The organism is Pseudoflavonifractor sp. An85 (genome assembly GCF_002161235.1).
In the GTDB taxonomy this organism is placed as follows: Bacteria; Bacillota; Clostridia; order Oscillospirales; family Oscillospiraceae; genus Enterenecus.
Genome location: NZ_NFHE01000012.1, coordinates 24,720 through 41,761 on the forward strand (window position 1 = coordinate 24,720; position 17,042 = coordinate 41,761).

11 protein-coding genes are annotated in these 17,042 nt (G+C 51.3%); 7 read left to right on the forward strand and 4 right to left on the reverse strand.

Annotation, left to right across the window (positions count from 1 at the left end; translation table 11 throughout):
* Positions 1–40: 40 nt before the first annotated feature.
* From ricT to B5G37_RS07380, 7 genes are all read left to right on the forward strand, one after another.
* Positions 41–1,339: a regulatory iron-sulfur-containing complex subunit RicT gene (gene ricT, locus B5G37_RS15870; RefSeq protein ID WP_087255998.1), complete on the forward strand. Its 1,299-nt coding sequence runs from the start codon at positions 41–43 to the stop codon at positions 1,337–1,339.
* Between the two features lie 65 nt (positions 1,340–1,404).
* Positions 1,405–2,031: an HAD family hydrolase gene (locus tag B5G37_RS07355; protein ID WP_087256000.1), complete on the forward strand. Its 627-nt coding sequence runs from the start codon at positions 1,405–1,407 to the stop codon at positions 2,029–2,031.
* Between the two features lie 276 nt (positions 2,032–2,307).
* On the forward strand, positions 2,308–8,622 hold the full coding sequence (locus tag B5G37_RS07360; RefSeq protein ID WP_158099368.1) for a glycoside hydrolase family 2 TIM barrel-domain containing protein: 6,315 nt from the start codon (positions 2,308–2,310) through the stop codon (positions 8,620–8,622).
* A gap of 246 nt (positions 8,623–8,868) precedes the next feature.
* Positions 8,869–9,117 carry a DUF6061 family protein gene (locus tag B5G37_RS07365; protein ID WP_087256003.1) on the forward strand — a complete coding sequence of 83 codons (249 nt, stop codon included), beginning with the start codon at positions 8,869–8,871 and terminating at the stop codon, positions 9,115–9,117.
* A 145-nt stretch (positions 9,118–9,262) separates the two neighbouring features.
* Positions 9,263–10,267 carry a LacI family DNA-binding transcriptional regulator gene (locus tag B5G37_RS07370; protein ID WP_087256005.1) on the forward strand — a complete coding sequence of 335 codons (1,005 nt, stop codon included), beginning with the start codon at positions 9,263–9,265 and terminating at the stop codon, positions 10,265–10,267.
* Between the two features lie 107 nt (positions 10,268–10,374).
* Positions 10,375–11,721, forward strand: coding sequence for an MATE family efflux transporter (locus B5G37_RS07375; protein WP_087256006.1), 1,347 nt, complete (start codon positions 10,375–10,377; stop codon positions 11,719–11,721).
* A 19-nt stretch (positions 11,722–11,740) separates the two neighbouring features.
* A complete protein-coding gene (locus B5G37_RS07380) occupies positions 11,741–12,529 on the forward strand; it encodes an AAC(3) family N-acetyltransferase (protein ID WP_242962811.1) in 789 nt (262 codons plus the stop codon).
* A gap of 63 nt (positions 12,530–12,592) precedes the next feature.
* On the opposite strand, the gene B5G37_RS07385 is transcribed toward B5G37_RS07380, so the two are convergent.
* The 4 genes from B5G37_RS07385 to B5G37_RS07400 all read right to left on the reverse strand — a co-directional run bounded on the left by B5G37_RS07385 (position 12,593) and on the right by B5G37_RS07400 (position 17,012).
* On the reverse strand, positions 12,593–13,768 hold the full coding sequence (locus B5G37_RS07385; RefSeq protein ID WP_087256010.1) for a hypothetical protein: 1,176 nt from the start codon (positions 13,766–13,768) through the stop codon (positions 12,593–12,595).
* Positions 13,769–13,847: 79 nt separating this feature from the next.
* A complete protein-coding gene (locus B5G37_RS07390; RefSeq protein WP_087256012.1) occupies positions 13,848–14,906 on the reverse strand; it encodes an alpha/beta hydrolase in 1,059 nt (352 codons plus the stop codon).
* Positions 14,907–14,983: 77 nt separating this feature from the next.
* Entirely contained in the window at positions 14,984–15,877 is an 894-nt protein-coding gene (locus B5G37_RS07395) for an alpha/beta hydrolase (RefSeq protein ID WP_087256014.1), read from the reverse strand.
* A 31-nt stretch (positions 15,878–15,908) separates the two neighbouring features.
* A complete protein-coding gene (locus tag B5G37_RS07400) occupies positions 15,909–17,012 on the reverse strand; it encodes a DUF6076 domain-containing protein (RefSeq protein WP_087256016.1) in 1,104 nt (367 codons plus the stop codon).
* Positions 17,013–17,042: the final 30 nt, after the last annotated feature.

Here is a 17,042-nt window from a genome sequence, read left to right on the forward strand (position 1 = left end):
AACGGCCCCTGGAGGGCCTGAGATATACGGAGGAACATCCATGACAGAGATCATCGCAGTCCGCTTCAAAGCGGGCGGAAAACAGTATTATTTTGACCCACAGGGCCTGCAGATTCCACAGGGAACCGGGGTGATTGTGGAAACCGGAAAGGGGTTGGAGTACGGCACTTGTTCCCGTTCCAACGCCATGGTACGGGACGACGTGGTGGTGCAGCCCCTGCGTCCTGTGGTGCGCGTGGCCACCGCCAAGGACGAAAAGCAGGTCAAGGACAACCATCGCAAGGAAAAAGAGGCCATGAAGGTGTGCCAGCAGCTGGTGGAGCGCCACGGCCTGGATATGAAGCTGGTGGAAGTGGAATACAGCTTCGACGGCAGCAAGATCATCTTCTTCTTCACCTCGGAGGGCCGGGTGGACTTCCGGGCCCTGGTGAAGGATCTGGCCAGCATCTTCCGCTCTCGCATCGAGCTGCGCCAAATTGGTGTGCGGGACGAGGCCCGGATGCTGGGCGGCCTGGGCATCTGCGGCAAGCCCTTTTGCTGCCACCAGTTCCTGGACGAGTTCCAGCCGGTGTCCATCAAGATGGCCAAGACTCAGAACCTGTCTCTGAACCCCACCAAGATTTCCGGCACCTGCGGGCGTCTGATGTGCTGCTTGAAGTATGAGCAGGACGCCTATGAGGACGCCATGAAGCGCTGTCCCAAGCAGGACTCCTTTGTGGAGTGTCCCGACGGAGTGGGCAACGTCACCGCCGTCAATCTCCTGCGGGAGCAGGTGAAGGTGCGCCTGGAGGACTCCACCGAGCAGCCCAAGACCTACCGTACCACCGAGATTCGGGTGGTGCGTTCTGGCAAGGGCAAGCGGCCTGAGGACTATGTGGCGCCCCCCAAGGAGGAGCTGGAGAAGCTGCGCTACATTCCCCCCAAGGAGGAGCGGCGGCTGTCTGAGGGCTCCAGTCTGGCAGCGCTCTTGGAGCAGTATATGGCGGTCAACCAGCCCGAGGAGGAGAAAAAGACCTCCTCCCGCTCTCGCCGCCGCCGTGGCGGGGCCAAGAAGGAGACCCAACCCGAGACCAAGCCCAAGCAGCAGCCGGCGGCTTCCACCGCTGGGGACAAGCCCAAGGCCAAGTCTGGCGGCGGTGCGTCCCAGGGTGGCAACAAGCGGCCCAACCGTGGCCCCAAGCCCCAGCAGGGCCAGAACAAGAGCGGCGCACAACAGTCCAATAAGGCCCAGCAGCCTAACAAGCAGGAGGGCCAGGGCAACACCGGCGAGAAGCGCCGTCGCAGCCGCCCCCACCACCGCCGCAGAAAGCCCCAGGGCGAGGGTGGCACAGCCAACTGAGAACGATCACTTCAAACAGATGCAGTTCCCCACAGCTGCATCTGTTTTTTTACAAGGAGGAACCTATGAAAACCTACCAAGCGGTGCTCTACGATATCGACGGCACCTTGCTCAACACAGTGAATATGAACCTATATCCCCTGCTGCGCATCATCCGGGAGGAGTTGGGGGAGGAGCGCAAACTGGAGGACGTGTTGAAATACATGGCCTACCCCGGCATGAGAACCTTGGAGGAGCTGGGGGTGCAGGATACGCACACCGCATATCAGCGGTGGGTGCGCTACGTCAACGAGTACGAGGAGGGGGCCACCCTCTACCCCGGTATTGTGGAGACCCTGGAGGGATTACAGGCTCGGGGCGTACGTCAGGCGGTGGTGTCCTCCAAAAATCACGCCCAGTACCAGATTGATATGGTGGGCAATGGCCTGGATGTCTATATGGAGACGGCAGTGCTGGTGGAGGACACCACCCGGCACAAGCCCCATCCAGACCCCCTGTTGGAGTGCCTGAAGCGGCTGAATCTGGCTCCCCATCAGGTGCTGTATGTGGGGGATACCCGTTCCGACAGCCTGGCGGCTCAGGCAGCCGGGGTGGATTTTGCCTATGCCCGGTGGGGCAGCGTGGAGCAGCAGCCGGTGGAATATGCGGCCTGTGTGCTGGATCAGCCCCAGCAACTGCTGACTCAGGTGTAACCAGTTTGTTCAACTCAAAAACGAGATATCTTAGAATGCAGTGGAGTTCCACTGCATTCTTTTTTTAGGAAAAATAGGAAATGCAACAAAACACCGGATTATGGATTTAACCAAAAATACCCTGTTAAATGGAAGGATATTGAAGCAAAATATACAATTTTATGGGTTGCGAATGGGGGTGTAATTTGATATGATGTGAAAAATGGTGCCAAATCATCGGGTGAAATTTTATGAAAACACCAAAGGACAAGGCACATGAAAGGGAGGTACATCCATATGAAACCGGCGATGAAACGCAAATTGCGGCGCACCGTCTCGGCGACTCTGGCCACTGTTCTGGCCGCAGGGCTGGTGGCTCCATCTCTGGCAGCCCAGTATTCCGGTTCTGCCGTGTATGACCAGGTGCTGAGCATCCGGGAGCGGAACTTCCAGGACGGTGTTCGCTTCCAGGAGGACGGTACAGCCAACTTCACGGGAGAAGAGTGGTATAACCAAAGTGAGGTCATCGGCATCAACCGGGAGCGGGCCAAGAGCCAGTTTATCTCTTACCAGGACACGGCTACCGCGCTGAAGGCGGAGCAGTCCGTACTGGACCAGGTGGGTCCGGAGACATCCCAGTATTACATGCTGCTTTCCAACCAAGATTGGGATTTCACTATGGTCAAAACGCCCGATGAGGCCAAGAAGGTGGACGCGGCCTATCTGGTCAAGGACTACACTGGGGATGCCTTCCAGAAGGAGCATGTGCCCCAGGCTTGGCAGACCTACCGCAACGAGAACGGCACCTTCAAGTACGATGAGCCCATGTACACCAACCAGGGGTTGCCCTGGTTTGGCAACTTTGAGACCACCGATTATCAAAACCCCCACGCCCCCACCACCTACAACCCGGTGGGGTATTACCGCACCAGCTTTACCCTGCCCGAGAACTGGGACGGGCGGGAGGTATTCATCTCCTTCCAGAGCGTGGAGTCTGCCTATTACCTGTATGTCAACGGCAAGCAGGTGGGCTACTCCACCGACTCCTTCTCCGCCCACGACTTCAACATCACCTCCTATCTGGAGCAGGGGGAGAACACCATCGCCGTAAAGGTGTTCCGTTGGTCCATTGGCAGCTGGCTGGAGAACCAGGACTTCATCCGCCAGAGCGGCATTTACCGGGACGTATATCTGTACGCCAAGGATGAGGCGGAGATTCGGGACTTCTTTGTAAAGACCAAGTTTGACGATCGCACCAGCGTGGACAGCGACGTCACCGTCACCGTGGACACCGACGTGCGCGCCCTGCACAACAAGCAGGCGGGAACGTACACCATTTCCTCCTACCTGGTGGATCCCTCCGGCAAGACCGTGGCAAAGGCCGACGATCAAACCGTGAAGCTGAACCCCGCTGGCTCCTATGAGGACAAGCTCAAGGACGCGGGCACCACCGTCACCAGCACCATGAAGGTAGAGAACCCCGCAAAATGGTTCCCCGATACCCCCAACCTGTACTCCCTGGTGCTGGAGCTGAAGGATTCCAGCGGCAACGTCATGGAGTCTGTGGTGGAGCGGGTGGGCTTCCGGGAAATCTATAAGGTGGACATCGACAACCAGGGCCATGAGCAGATGCAGATCACCGGCCGACAGCTGGTGCTGCGTGGTGTCAACCGCCACGACACCGACCTGGAGACCGGTCATGCCCTCACCTTTGAGGATTATCGCACCGATCTGACCCTGATGAAGGAGTACAACCTCAACGCCATCCGTACCTCCCACTACCCCAACGACAAGGCTCTGTACGAGCTGGCCGATGAGCTGGGCCTGTATGTGTGCGCCGAGGCCAACGTGGAGAGCCATGCCGCCGCCATGAATGGGGTGAAGGTGCCCACCGGCACCGGGTCCGGCATGCCCCAGTGGGTGGCCCCCGTCACCGACCGTGTGGCCACCAACCTGGAGATGTACAAGAACAACCCCAGCGTGGTTATCTGGTCCCTGGGCAACGAGGCCACATACAGTCGCGCCCCTCTCAATGAGGATTACGGCTTCTGGGTTGCCTCCATGTACCTGCTGGCCCGTGACCCCAGCCGACTGCGCAAGTACGAGCGAGAGAGCGATGGTTACCAGCACGGCTATGTAAAGACCAACGGGCAGGATCCTTGGAGCGTGGACGTGCGCAAAAACAACATTGTGGACGTACACTCCACCCAATATGCCCTGCCCAATGAGGTCAACAGCTACAACGGACGCATGCCCTACATTCACTCTGAGTACAACCATGCCATGGGTCAGGCCTACGGCAACGCCTTGGAGCACTGGAACGTCATTCGCAGCAATGACAAGATTCAGGGCGGCTTTATCTGGGACTACATTGACCAGTCCATCCGCACCGTTCGGGTGGGTAAGGACGGCACCAAGGACGAGTTCTGGGGCTACGGCGGCGACTGGATCGACAAAAACGCCAACGACAACGCCTTTTGCGGCAACGGTATGCTCTTTGCCGACCGCACCCCCAGCCCCAAGATGACCGAGGCCAAGAAGGTCCACCAGCAGGTGAACTTCTATGCGGATGACCTGAATGTCACCTCCGGTGAAAAACTGCAAATTCAGGTGGTCAACGAGTATGAGAACACCAGCCTGGACGCATTCCGCATCACCTGGAAGCTTACCGAGGACGGCCTGAAGGAGCTGGGCTCCGGCACCCTGGACCTGAATACCCCTGCCATGAGCGGCAAGTCCCTCACCTCTGGCAGCCACGTGGAGGACGTCACCCTTCCGCTGCCCCAGTTTGACGCTGTGGAAGGCCGGGATTACCTGCTGGACCTTACTGTGGAGCTGAAGAAGGACACTAACTGGGCCAAGGCTGGCCATGAGGTGGCCCATGAGCAATTCCAGCTGGGCACCACCGGCACTGCCGCCGAGACCCAGGTGCCCGACAAGGCCTTCGAGTCCGCCCAGCAGGTGGGCGACCAGCTCACCCTCACCGGCACCACCGACCAGAACCAGAAGTTTGAGATCGTGCTGGACACCAAGAACGGCACCATCCAGTCCTACAAGCTGGACGGCAAGGTGGTTGTCACCCAGGGTCCCCAGCAGAGCCTGTATCGTGCCGAGACCTACAACGACACCACCGTGGGCAAGGACGCCAACCTGAAAAACGCAGGCGCTGCGGAAAACCTGTCCGATCTGAAGGTGGCCGTGACCAAAAACGAGACCAAGGTGCTCATGGCCATGAGCGGCACCATGAAGGTGTCCGCCAACGCCCTGATGGCCTACGAGATCTACGGCAACGGCGAGATCGTGGTGCTCAGCCAGTTCATCCCCACCAGCAACTTCGCCCCCAACGGTCTGCCCAAGATTGGCGGCCGCATGATGATTTCCGGCGAGTTTGACAACCTCACCTTCTATGGTCGCGGCCCCGACGAGAACTATGTGGACCGCAAAACCGGCTCCACCGTGGGCGTATACACCTCCAAGGTGTACGATCCCAACCACGCCATGGGCCAGGATTCCACCTGGGACGGCAAGAAGATGCTCAAGCCCCAGGACAACGGCAACCGCACTGACATGCGCTGGACCGCTCTGACCAACGACGACGGCGTGGGCCTGCTGGTCACCGGCGACGGTCTGCTGGAGAGTTCCGTGGCCCACTACACCGCCGAGGAGCTCAACGCCCGGAGCTACAACAACGCCCAGTACCGGCATCCCAACCAGGTTCCACAGCGGGAGGACATTGTGTGGAACCTTGACCTGTACCAGAACGGGGTCAGCGACACCGCGTTTATGGGTCACAAGCCTTTGAATGGCTACTACTTCCCCACCGACAAGAGCTACTCCTACTCCTACCGCATCTCCCCGGTGAACACCCAAAAGGCCCAGGACCTGATGGACAAGAGCAATCAGGCCTTTGAGGTGCCCACCTCCTCCTACCCCATCACCGGCATTTCCATCAACGGAAACCCCGTGGCGGGCTTTGATGTGAACAGCGAGACCGGCGCCAGCTACACCCTGGCCGCCAATGAGTCCATCCAAACCGTCACCGTGGACGGCACCAAGGACTTCACCGTCACCTACAACGAGGACGGCACCCTCACCGTCTCCGCCGCCAACAACTACGGCCAGGAGTACCACTATGTGGTGAAACTGGGCCGTGAGGGCAAGGAACTGGATCGCGACGTATTGTCCAAAGTAAAAGTGGACAACTTCTATCCCGGTGAGGATGGCAGCAAGCTCATGGACGGCGATCCCAACACCATCTGGCATTCCGACTGGAGTAAGAACACCCCCATGGACAAGCTGTGGTTCATGGTGGAGCTCAAGGACGAGACCGCCATCAACGGCATCCGCTATCTGCCTCGCAATCAGGGCTTCAACGGCACCTATGGCGAGCATGAAATCTATGTCAGCTCCAAGACCATCGACCAGCTCTCCGGCGATCCCAACAGCGGCGACTGGACCCGTGTAGGCACCGGCAGCTGGCCCAAGACCCAGGGCTGGAAGACCACCTCCTTCGGCGAGATGGTCAACGCCAAGTCCATCCTGGTGGTGCCCAAGAGCACCTACGGCGACACCGTGAATGCCTGGGGTTCCGGCGCGGAGTTCCGGGTCACCGCTGGCACCGTGGTAGACAGCAAGAAGGTCACCATTGCCTTGGAGGATAGCTACCAGTACCAGGGGCAGGCCGTACGTCCCGCCCCCGAAGTGAAGCTGGGGGATCAGACCCTCATCCGCGGCGTGGACTACACCGTGGACTATGCCAGCAATGAGAATCCCGGCACCGGCACCCTCACCGTGAAGTTCTGTGGGGCCTTCTCCGGCGACCCCATCTCCAAGGACTTTACCATCACTGAGGGCCAGAAGCACACCCTGACCCTGGAGTTGGGCTCTGGCACCGCCGAAAAACAGGTATATGGAGGCCAGATCATCACCCTGGAGGCTGGCGAGGCTCCCCAGGGCAAGATGTTCGACCACTGGTCCGCCAACCGGGACGACGTAAAGTTCCAAAATGCCAACAGCGAGACCACCACCTTTGTCATGCCCGATGCCGACGTCACTGTCACCGCCAACTATGTGGACGGCTACTCCATTACCGTGGTGGGCGGCTTCCTGGACGAGAAAGGCACCATCACCACCCAGAAGTACAAGGCCGGCTCCTCTGTGGTGTTCTATGCCGACATTCCCCAGGGCAAGGAGTTTGACCACTGGTCCACCGACGGGGACGACGCCCACATCACCGATGCTGCCCGCAACCCCGGCCTGATGGACAAGACCCCCGCCCGTGACATTGTGGTCACCGCTCACTTCAAGGCCAATCCCGACTACTTTGCTGTGCTGGACCCCCTACCCGACCACTGCTATCTGGGTACCGACTTCACCGCTCCCACCACACTGCGGGTCATCCAGGGCGACGCTGAGAGCACCCAGGACGTAACTTGGAACCAGGAGCAGCTCAAAGCCATTCAGGACGCCACCCAGGTGGGCACCCTGCCCCTCACCGGTACCGTGGCGGGCCATGAAATTGCCACCACCGTGGCGGTGGTACCCGGCAATGTGGTCTACTTTGTGGACGCCGGCGCCTCCGCCTTCACCGACTTGGCCCAGCAGATTCTCAAGTACAACCCCATCACCCTGCGCAACCAGGCCCCCGACCAGCTCTATGACAAGGCCAGCGGCTGGGGCTGCACCAACCCGGCCTCTGAGGTGGAGGTCCACGAGGACATGGGCAAGGACGCCTACTCCACCATCCGCAACATGACCGACACCAAGGGCAAAGACCCCAACGACGGCCGTGGCAAGCCCCTGACCTACCAGTTTGACAACCTGGAGCCCGGCACCTATCAGGTGTATGTGGGCTACAAGAACGTCTGGTACCAGGAGCAGCATCAGCGCAACGCCACCATCCAGCTGCTTCAGGGGGAGAACGAGCTGGCCTCGGCAGAAAAGAATCTGAACGTGAAAAACGGGGAGTATGGGAAGATGACCATGGAGGTCACCCAAGCTGGCAGCGTGGAGCTGAAGCTGACCCCCAAGGAGACCGGCAACGCCAACAATGACATGTTGGTCAGCTACATCCTCATCACCAAGGATGGCGACATTGAGGAGCCTCAGACCCACACCGTCACCGTCCAGGTAAAGGGCGAGGGCACCGCTTCCGCTGCTCCCACTACCGCCACTGCTGGTACCACCGTCACCCTGACCCAAGAGGCGGCCAAAGGCTGGCACTTCAAGGAGTGGAAGAGCGACGATGTGACCATCACGGACAACTCCTTCGTGATGCCTGCGGGCAACGTCACCGTTACCGCTGTGTTTGAGCAGGACGATGCTCCACAGCCCAGCCCCACTCCCACGCCCACCCCTCAGCCCACCGAAAAGCCCCAGCCCACAGACAAGCCGCAACCCACCCACCAGCCTCAGCCCAGCGATGAGCCGGTGGTGACCCAAAAGCCCGAGGCTTCTCAGAAGCCCGAGACCACCCAGAAACCCGAGGCAACCCAGACGCCTGGGGTGACGCAGACTGGTGACCGCACCAATCTGATCCCTCTGTTCGGAGTTCTGGGCATGTGCGCGCTGGCTCTGACCGGTATGATCGTGGCCCGCAAGCGCAAGCATTAACATCCATTCCGGATAAAACATTCCCCAGACCGTCTTGGGCTGGGGAATGTTTTTGTCTTTGGGTGCGCAACAGCGGAAAGGGCAAAAAAAACCGTGAACCTTTGGTTTAACAGTGATAAGGAACTAATTTACTTATCAACTGTTAGCTGACGGTTTCCGGGGTGCATACGGACAAATCCCGTCTGATTTCTAACAGGAAGTCAGACGGGATTTTCTCTTTATATCACGAATTATGGAGGACATACCATGAAAACCTTAATATCTTGTGCCTACAACATGGATAACTGCTGTGTAGAATTGAAATTCAACGATGGCAGCATGATTGCCATTGATACGATTGCGGTTGAAAATGAGATTGCCGACAATATGTATCAGCGGTCAGAATTGGACTATCTGATTTACAATGACCCGATTGGATATGCCGACCTTATCTTGAATGGCGATTCCGAAACCTATTTCAAAACTGTAACTGAATGTAATTCTTTGGATACTTAACAATCACACCACCCATGGAAAGAAAAATTTCTATGGGTGGTTCTTTTTTATTTCATGTTTAGGTTATGCGGATAACCTTTGACTTATCTGCGTAAAATGAATAGAATAAAAGAAGATTATCACCTAAATGGGAGGGAAAGCAAAAATGGAACAACGTGTGCGGATTTGTGACATTGCGGAGGAATTAGGACTAAGCACCGCTACGGTATCGAATGTGATCCACGGTAAAACAAATAAAGTTTCCGATGAGACAGTTCAGCGTGTAACAGCCTTGCTGGAGGAGCGTCAGTACATTCCCAGTATGGCAGGGATTCTCCTTGCACGGAATAGTTCCAAAATCATCGGTGTCTTTGTCAATGACCACGAAAAATATGAGGGACACACGCTGGATGATTTTTTCATTGCGTCCTCCTTAAACTTCCTTTCCACAGAAATTGAATCCAGCGGACGGTTTATGATGGTAAAAAAAGCCAAATGCGCTGAGGAAATCATTCGATTTGCCTCCATGTGGAATATGGATGGGATTGTTGTGATTGGATTTTGCGATCCGGATTATATGTACCTGCGTAATCATATGCGAATCCCTTTTGCGGTTTATGATGGCTTTTGCGAAAAACCGGAGCGAATACTCAACATCACGATTGATAATTTTGAAGGTGGCTATCAGATGGGATGCCATTTCCGTGAATTAGGGCATCAAACAGCTCTGTGCATTTCGGATAATAACATTTGCGTGGACATGGAACGCTTCTGCGGTTTTTGCAAGGGATTTGCCCCCGGTAAGGCAGATCTTTTGCTGATCCCAATGCAAAAGGAACAGAGATGGTCGTTTTATCTGTCAAATTTGGAGAAATTTCAACAGGTGACCGCTGTGTTTGCAGTTTCAGATTACTATGCTATAGATTTGATGCATTTCCTGATTGAGCAAGGCTTTTCAGTGCCAGAGGATATTTCTGTGGCAGGATTTGATGATACGCCTATGTGTGAAATGGTCCCTCCAACTTTGACCACAATAAAACAGGATGGTGCTTTGCGTGCAAAAATTGCTATTAGAAAGCTGAAAGAGCTGAGAGAAGGTAAAGAAATCTGCACAGAAGTGAAATTGCCAGTGTCTTTAGTTGTACGCAGAAGCACGAAGGAACATAAGTAAAATTGCACAAATCTACAAAGCGTATTTTGTAAATAGTTACATACTTAACCTTTGTAATTCCACTTCCCGGTTGCTACAATGGAAACAAATCAATTGGGAGGTGTGTTATGAAAACAAAGGATCATTTTTTCAAAGCAGTATGCACCCTGGCAATTCCTGTAGCATTGCAATCCATGCTGCAATCTTCTTTTAGCATGGTAGATCAAATCATGATCGGACAATTGGGTGAAATCAATGTGGCCGGTGTGGGCTTGGCAGGAAAATTTGCATCGATTTATTCTGTGGTGATTTCCGCCATTGGCGCTGTTGCCGGAATTATGATTGCTCAGTATCTGGGGCAGAAAAACCGAAGCGAAGTCCGTCGGAGTTTCTTTACAAACTTGCTGCTGGGAGCAGGCATTGCCGGAATGTTTATGGTAATATGCACCCTGTTTCCGAATCAGATCATGGGAGCTTATACCAGGGATGTGCAGACCCGTCAGGCGGCAGCAGAATATTTGATGTTGATTTCCGGAACTTTTGTTCCTATGGCTGGAGCAACCCTTCTTTCCACATTGTTCCGTTGTTTGGAAAAGCCCCGGCTTCCCCTATATGCCAGCATTCTGTCAGCGTTGTTGAATACCAGCTTGAATTACATTATGATTTTCGGCAAGCTGGGGATCTCACCCATGGGTGTGCGTGGTGCGGCATTTGCTACAGTAATTTCCCAATGTGCCAATTTTCTGCTGATGCTCCTAATGCTTTCCAAAAACGGTTTCCTTTTGAAATCCAACGAAGGAGAACCCACTGCAACACTCCGAATGAATTGGGGGCAGTATTGGTCTATGCTGCTGCCTTTGCTGGTATGCGAGGTGGTGTGGAGTCTGGGGGAAAATGTCTATGCCACCATCTACGGGCACATGAGTACCGATGCCAGTGCTGCTATGACTTTGACCAATCCCATCCAGGGATTGGTGATCGGTGCGTTGTGCGGATTGTCTCAAGCGGCAAGTGTGATCATCGGAAAACACCTGGGCAGTGGTGAAAACGAGGAGGCCTATTGGTCAGCGAAAAAGCTGATGCTCTACGGTGCTATTGGCTCAGCACTTCTATCTGTCATTGTAATGATTGCCAGCAAAGCTTATGTGGGAATCTATCAGGTAGATAATGCTGTAAAGACTATGACAATGCAGATTCTCTTTGCCTATGCCATTGTAGTTCCGTTTAAGGTTCTCAATATGATTTTGGGCGGCGGAATTATCCGAAGTGGTGGACGAACAAAATATGTCATGTTCATTGATATGGTCGGTACATGGTGTTTTGGTGTTCCTTTGGGGCTTTTAAGTGCATTCGTCTGGAAGTTGTCCATTCCTTATGTATATTTTCTACTGTCACTTGAGGAGTGTATTCGCTTTGGCATTTCGTTGATCGTATTTCGCAGACGAAAATGGATGAACCAGTTGGAAGCGTCATGAAGTAATGGAGGATTATCATATGGAAAGAAAAATTGTATTAAAACAAGATATTTTAGATGCGCTGCTCAGCGTTGGGGTAAGTAAAGGACAAACGATCATGGTTCATACCTCTCTGAGTAGTTTGGGATTTGTCTGCGGCGGAGCGCAGATGGTAATCGAAGCACTTATAGAAGCAGTCGGTAACGAAGGAACGATTATGATGCCTACGCAATCATGGAAAAACCTTGATCCCACTACAGGCGTTCATTGGGAGGAACCGGAAGATTGGTGGCAATTGATACGGGATAATTGGCCAGCATATAACAAAGAGATTACCCCTACAAACACGATGGGTGCCGTTGCTGAAATGTTCCGAAAATGGCCAGGCGCACTAAGGAGCGATCATCCGGCCCGCTCTGTGGCTGCATGGGGAAAGTATGCTGAATACTTGACCGCTGCCCATGACCTTTCCAATATTTTTGGAGACGGCTCACCTATTGGAAAACTATATGAATTGGATGGCCTGGTTTTATTGATTGGCGTGGGATATGACAAAAATACATCGCTGCATCTGGCAGATGTCCGGGCAGATTATCCCGGTAAGCATAACAGTATCGAACATAGTGCGGTCATGGAAAATGGTCATCGTGTCTGGAAGCGGTACGAAACACTTTTTGTAGATGGTGAAGATTTTAATGAGATCGGAACTGCTTTTGAAAATGCGTGTCCCATCCACAAGGCATCGCTTGGTAATGGCACAATCCGTCTGATGAAACAGCGGGATCTGGTAGATTTTGCTGTAAGATGGATTGAAGAAAACCGCAAATAGAAAAAACGCTGCAAATTTCTCCTTACGTGATGGAAATTGCAGCGTTTTTTCTGTTTGATATGTTTAAGATTCAAAGGCAAATATTGTCTCCGTTGGCAGTTTCTCGTTCTCACAGTTCAGAAGATAGGCTATTGCCTTGTTCGCAAAGCGATTTGTTTTCATCGTGTCCCAATCGGCAAGCCGGAGGATCTCCGCTGTGCCATTCCCAAAATCAAATGAAATCTCGCCCCATTCGCCGTCGCAGTCTGCTTGGTATTCGTAGATTGCGGCGGCGATTTTCTTTTTGTGCTTGGTCTTGGATTTCTGTTTCAGCCGAACAGCATGGAGCGCACCTTCAGCAATCAAAAGCTCTGTCAGCTTGTCCACCGCTTTCCGGTAAGCTCGCTCCGCACCGCTGGCAGTGCTGCCCTCGAACATAACTGCCAGTTCCTCAAAGGTGGGACGGCCTTTCCATGAGCCGACACGCCCGCAGGTCATACAGATCGCCAGTCGCTTTTCAAGCAAGGTCTGTTCCCGGTAATTCAGTTTCTCAAATGCCCGCTGCACCTTTTCTGCCTGTATGCCGTTCCAGAGGATGTCGGTATAGTTCCAAGTATCATCAAGGGCAACATCCTCGCCCGTTTCCTCGCCGTCCTCATCTGTCACATAGAAAGGCTGCTGATTGCGGATGCCACGGACTACTTTCAGGTATTTTTCTGCAAGGGCAAGATCACAGTTGTATTTCTTGGCAAATTCGCTGACTGCATCCTTGGTGTTATGGTAGAGCCAAGCCATTGACCGCACCATTTTATAATTGGCCAGCGAAGATACCGACCATTTTTCTTCGCCCATGCGGAAACGGAGTATAGCATCCCGGATGAAAGGAAAAATGTAGGTGGCATACTCCGCCCCCTTGGCAGGATCATAGTCCATCAGCTTTTGGAGCATTTGTTCCCGGCAGGAGAGCTTTATATCCAGAAAACGGTCTGTGTCATACAGATCGCCGCCATCCACACCAAGAAAGGATTTGATGCGCTTGTTGAGCTGTGGCTCATAATGGTGGAGGAAGAACGAGAAATATACCAAATTCTTTTCCTGCAAGGCAGACAGGATATATTCATTCAGACTGCCCACCGCTGGCGGCTCCGGTTCCAGTTGGAAGATGCGCTCTGCTACGTAGGGAATGATGCCATCACCGTGCGGATTGACTTGGTGTTTTGGTATGTATCCGGTCATATTCCATGTAAAATCACTTAGCATAGCGCACCTCCTTCCGATTTAACAATGCGTATAAAGATTTAGAAAACTGGAATTTTACAATACAAATCAAGTGTTCGGTTTAATATTCCGCTTGTGCAATTTTGTGCAATATATCCGAAAATTCTTCCGATTTTGATTCAAGTAATCCATGTGTAGTGTCTTTCATAATAAACATCTGCTTGTATGGAGCATTTATTTCGTCAAAATACTTCTGTGCAAGGCTAAAATTCGTTTGATAATCCCTATCGCCGTTTATATTATAAAAAGGCACTTCATAGTCCGTTTTGCCAAGTAATGAGAATTTTTCAAATTCCTTTGAGCCTAAAAATTCCGAATACACGTTGTAATCAGAAGTGATGTTATTGTAAATATCTCCAAGCGAGTAGTATGGATTAAATATAACTGCTGCAATTATGTTATAATCCGTTCCGTCAACCATCATATCATACCCATATCTTTCCATCAGAGTATTTCTTGCAGCAAAATATTCCACTGTAAAATCGCCGACAATTAATTTTTCAGCAAGCTGTTTGTCCTCTTCATCGTTCTCTACCCATTTAAGTACTTCCTCCTTAAAGGCAATTTCATTCTGATAAAAGTCCACAAGTTGTCCCGTTCCAATATAACATTCATAATATTCGGGATATTCAAGGACAAGGTTACTACCGAAATATGTTCCCCAAGAATGACCAAGCAAGGTTATCTTATCCTTACCAAGATAGTCTAAGAGGTATTTTGTCATTTCTACGCCATCGCTCATCATCAGGTCGTAGGTCAGTGTAGTATCATTTTGCTCAGAAGAGTAGCTTTTTCCGCAATTTCTCTGATCCCATGTAACAACTGTATACACATCAGACCACTTTCTTGTGAAAGCATAGTCATAAAGACTTGTAGACGAACCCGGCCCGCCATGCAGATATAATAAAACGGGATTGTCCTTATCCTGTCCGTAAATACTTATCCACTGTTTTGTGCCATTTATATCTACATACATTTCTTCATTTATGCCACCTTCAGGTGTACTGCTATAAATCCTCTGCCCTATAAATCGAACAATCAGAAAAAGTACAAAGATGCAAACAAGTATGATAAATATCCATTTAAGTATCTTAAATAAAATTTTCCCCAATTTCTTCATTGTATTACTCCTTATAAATTCAAATTCGTCTCACAGTTAAACACACCGGCTTACTGAAAGTTTCGTGCTCCTACAATTTATTGAATTCCTGTAAAATTTGAAACAGCTTTCTTAATTTCTTTCTCATGTCCTTCCATTAAATGTCCGCCGTTTTCAAATGAAATAAACGTACAATTTGCAAACCTTTTAACTGCCTTTTCTGTATCAGCATAGTTTGCCAATTTATCGTCTTTTGCGTGAAAAACTAATGTCGGCACTTGTAACTCTTCGATGTGATAATCTTCATATTTTTTCGCCATATCAATATTGGTTACAGAAGCATCCAATACCACACCATCTTTTCTATCACCAACAGGAAGCATATCGTAAATTGTAGATGGTTCCATGCCCATAATCAACTTAAATAACGGGCTAAGAAGAAACATTGTAAAGCTATTGCATAAGAAAGGAGGTGGACCTGCATATTTTAAATATTTGTCAGGCTTTTCTGTAAGCGGCATAGCAGAACAATATAAAATCAGACCTTTTGTTCTTTCTGGATAATCCAAAGCAAAACGTATAGCCACACTTCCACCTGCCGATGTTGCCAACAGATACACTTTTTCAATCCCCAATTTATCTAACAGACTTACATATGCTGTTGCTTGTTCTGCAGGTGTTCCATTTCCTAAAATATCACTACCTAAATAACCAAATCTCGATGGAGCAATAATTCTATAATCAGAGGAAAAATCTTTGCAGGTATCATATGCTTGGTCATATCCACCAAAAATACCGTGTATGGACAATATGCTTTCCCCTTTACCCCTATCAACAAAGCTTATATTTCCGTACTCTAAATTAACTGTTTCTGCCCCGTAAGCGGAAAGTCTTTCTTTGCTTTTTTCCTCAGCAATACTACAGCGTATTCTCTGCACAATAAGGTACACTACAAAAAAGAATACCGCACCTCCAACAATATAAATCCACATCTAATTATATCAGCCTTTCTATACATAAACTTCAAATTCTCTTTAGGGCTTCTTTCTTCAAAGCAGCCTGTTCCATCTCTTTTTCATAAGTTCCCTTGGCATAAGCGACATTGCTTTTTGCCCGGAGCATCTTATCTTTCGCCAGTTTTTTCATAATCTCCGCTACGTCATCGTCCAGTTTGCCACGCTTGATATAGCGGTTTATGGTATTCAGCCGCTTTTCGTATATCTGGATAACCGGATGATCGTCTGTAAGCTCCCGCTGTTCTCTGCCTTTCAGATTGCCGATCTGCCGACAGGTGCGGTGCAACTTGTCCCCCGGTGCATAGCCGCCGCAGTATTTGGTGTGTCTTGCGTTAGTGGTCAGAAACCACTTTCCACAGATTTTGCATTTCTTGGGTGCATGACCGACACACAAACCCTCAAAGAGATCAGACCGGAACATCCCCACAAAGGAAACATAGTGCATCCGCTTGACCAGTTTTGCGACTTTTTCACCGGGACGGATGACCGATACATACTGAACGGAATTGTTCAGGGTAGACATCCAGGCATTGCCCTCCGTGATAGAGAACTTTGGCGGGAAATAGCTGCCGAACATCTTTGCAAAGCCCTCTGCGGTGCGGTCTGCTTCGTTAGCATCTGATTTTTCCGCAAAATCAAGCATTGCCGTTTGATATTCTTCAAGGGAATACGCCAGATGCCCGAATACAGCAGTATAGCGTTGGAGCATGATTGCATCGGCATAGTTCGGGACTTCTTCAAACTGCAAGGAATTGGCTACGGCTTTTATGGCAAACTCCACATATTTCAGCGCATTGTCAGCAGTAAAGACTTTTTCTATCCGTTCCCGGTGCTTTACTATGTCCATGTAGGAGAACGGCGGAGTTTTACTGAGAATATCCACCATTGTCAACGCAGCTTCCTTTGCCATAGGAAAGAGTGCAGAAGCATCCTGTCCGGCGTTTAACATTCCAAGCAGCAGATTGATTTTCACGCATTGCTCGTTCATTCTTGCGAGGGTATCCTCAGGAACATTCAGCGCATCACAGGCAAGAGTACCGATAGGAAATATTTTGCCCTCATATATGACCGTATCCTGCCAAAAATCCAATGTCATCAGTTCTTGATTCATGCTTGCCCTCCTGTCCTGTTTTTTCACTTT

Bases quoted from the DNA above. Each gene is read 5' to 3' on its own strand.
- ricT (WP_087255998.1), top strand. From the start codon at position 41: ATGACAGAGATCATCGCAGTCCGCTTCAAAGCGGGCGGAAAACAGTAT.
- B5G37_RS07355 (WP_087256000.1), top strand. From the start codon at position 1,405: ATGAAAACCTACCAAGCGGTGCTCTACGATATCGACGGCACCTTGCTC.
- B5G37_RS07360 (WP_158099368.1), top strand. From the start codon at position 2,308: ATGAAACCGGCGATGAAACGCAAATTGCGGCGCACCGTCTCGGCGACT.
- B5G37_RS07365 (WP_087256003.1), top strand. From the start codon at position 8,869: ATGAAAACCTTAATATCTTGTGCCTACAACATGGATAACTGCTGTGTA.
- B5G37_RS07370 (WP_087256005.1), top strand. From the start codon at position 9,263: ATGGAACAACGTGTGCGGATTTGTGACATTGCGGAGGAATTAGGACTA.
- B5G37_RS07375 (WP_087256006.1), top strand. From the start codon at position 10,375: ATGAAAACAAAGGATCATTTTTTCAAAGCAGTATGCACCCTGGCAATT.
- B5G37_RS07380 (WP_242962811.1), top strand. From the start codon at position 11,741: ATGGAAAGAAAAATTGTATTAAAACAAGATATTTTAGATGCGCTGCTC.
- B5G37_RS07385 (WP_087256010.1), bottom strand. From the start codon at position 13,768: ATGCTAAGTGATTTTACATGGAATATGACCGGATACATACCAAAACAC.
- B5G37_RS07390 (WP_087256012.1), bottom strand. From the start codon at position 14,906: ATGAAGAAATTGGGGAAAATTTTATTTAAGATACTTAAATGGATATTT.
- B5G37_RS07395 (WP_087256014.1), bottom strand. From the start codon at position 15,877: ATGTGGATTTATATTGTTGGAGGTGCGGTATTCTTTTTTGTAGTGTAC.
- B5G37_RS07400 (WP_087256016.1), bottom strand. From the start codon at position 17,012: ATGAATCAAGAACTGATGACATTGGATTTTTGGCAGGATACGGTCATA.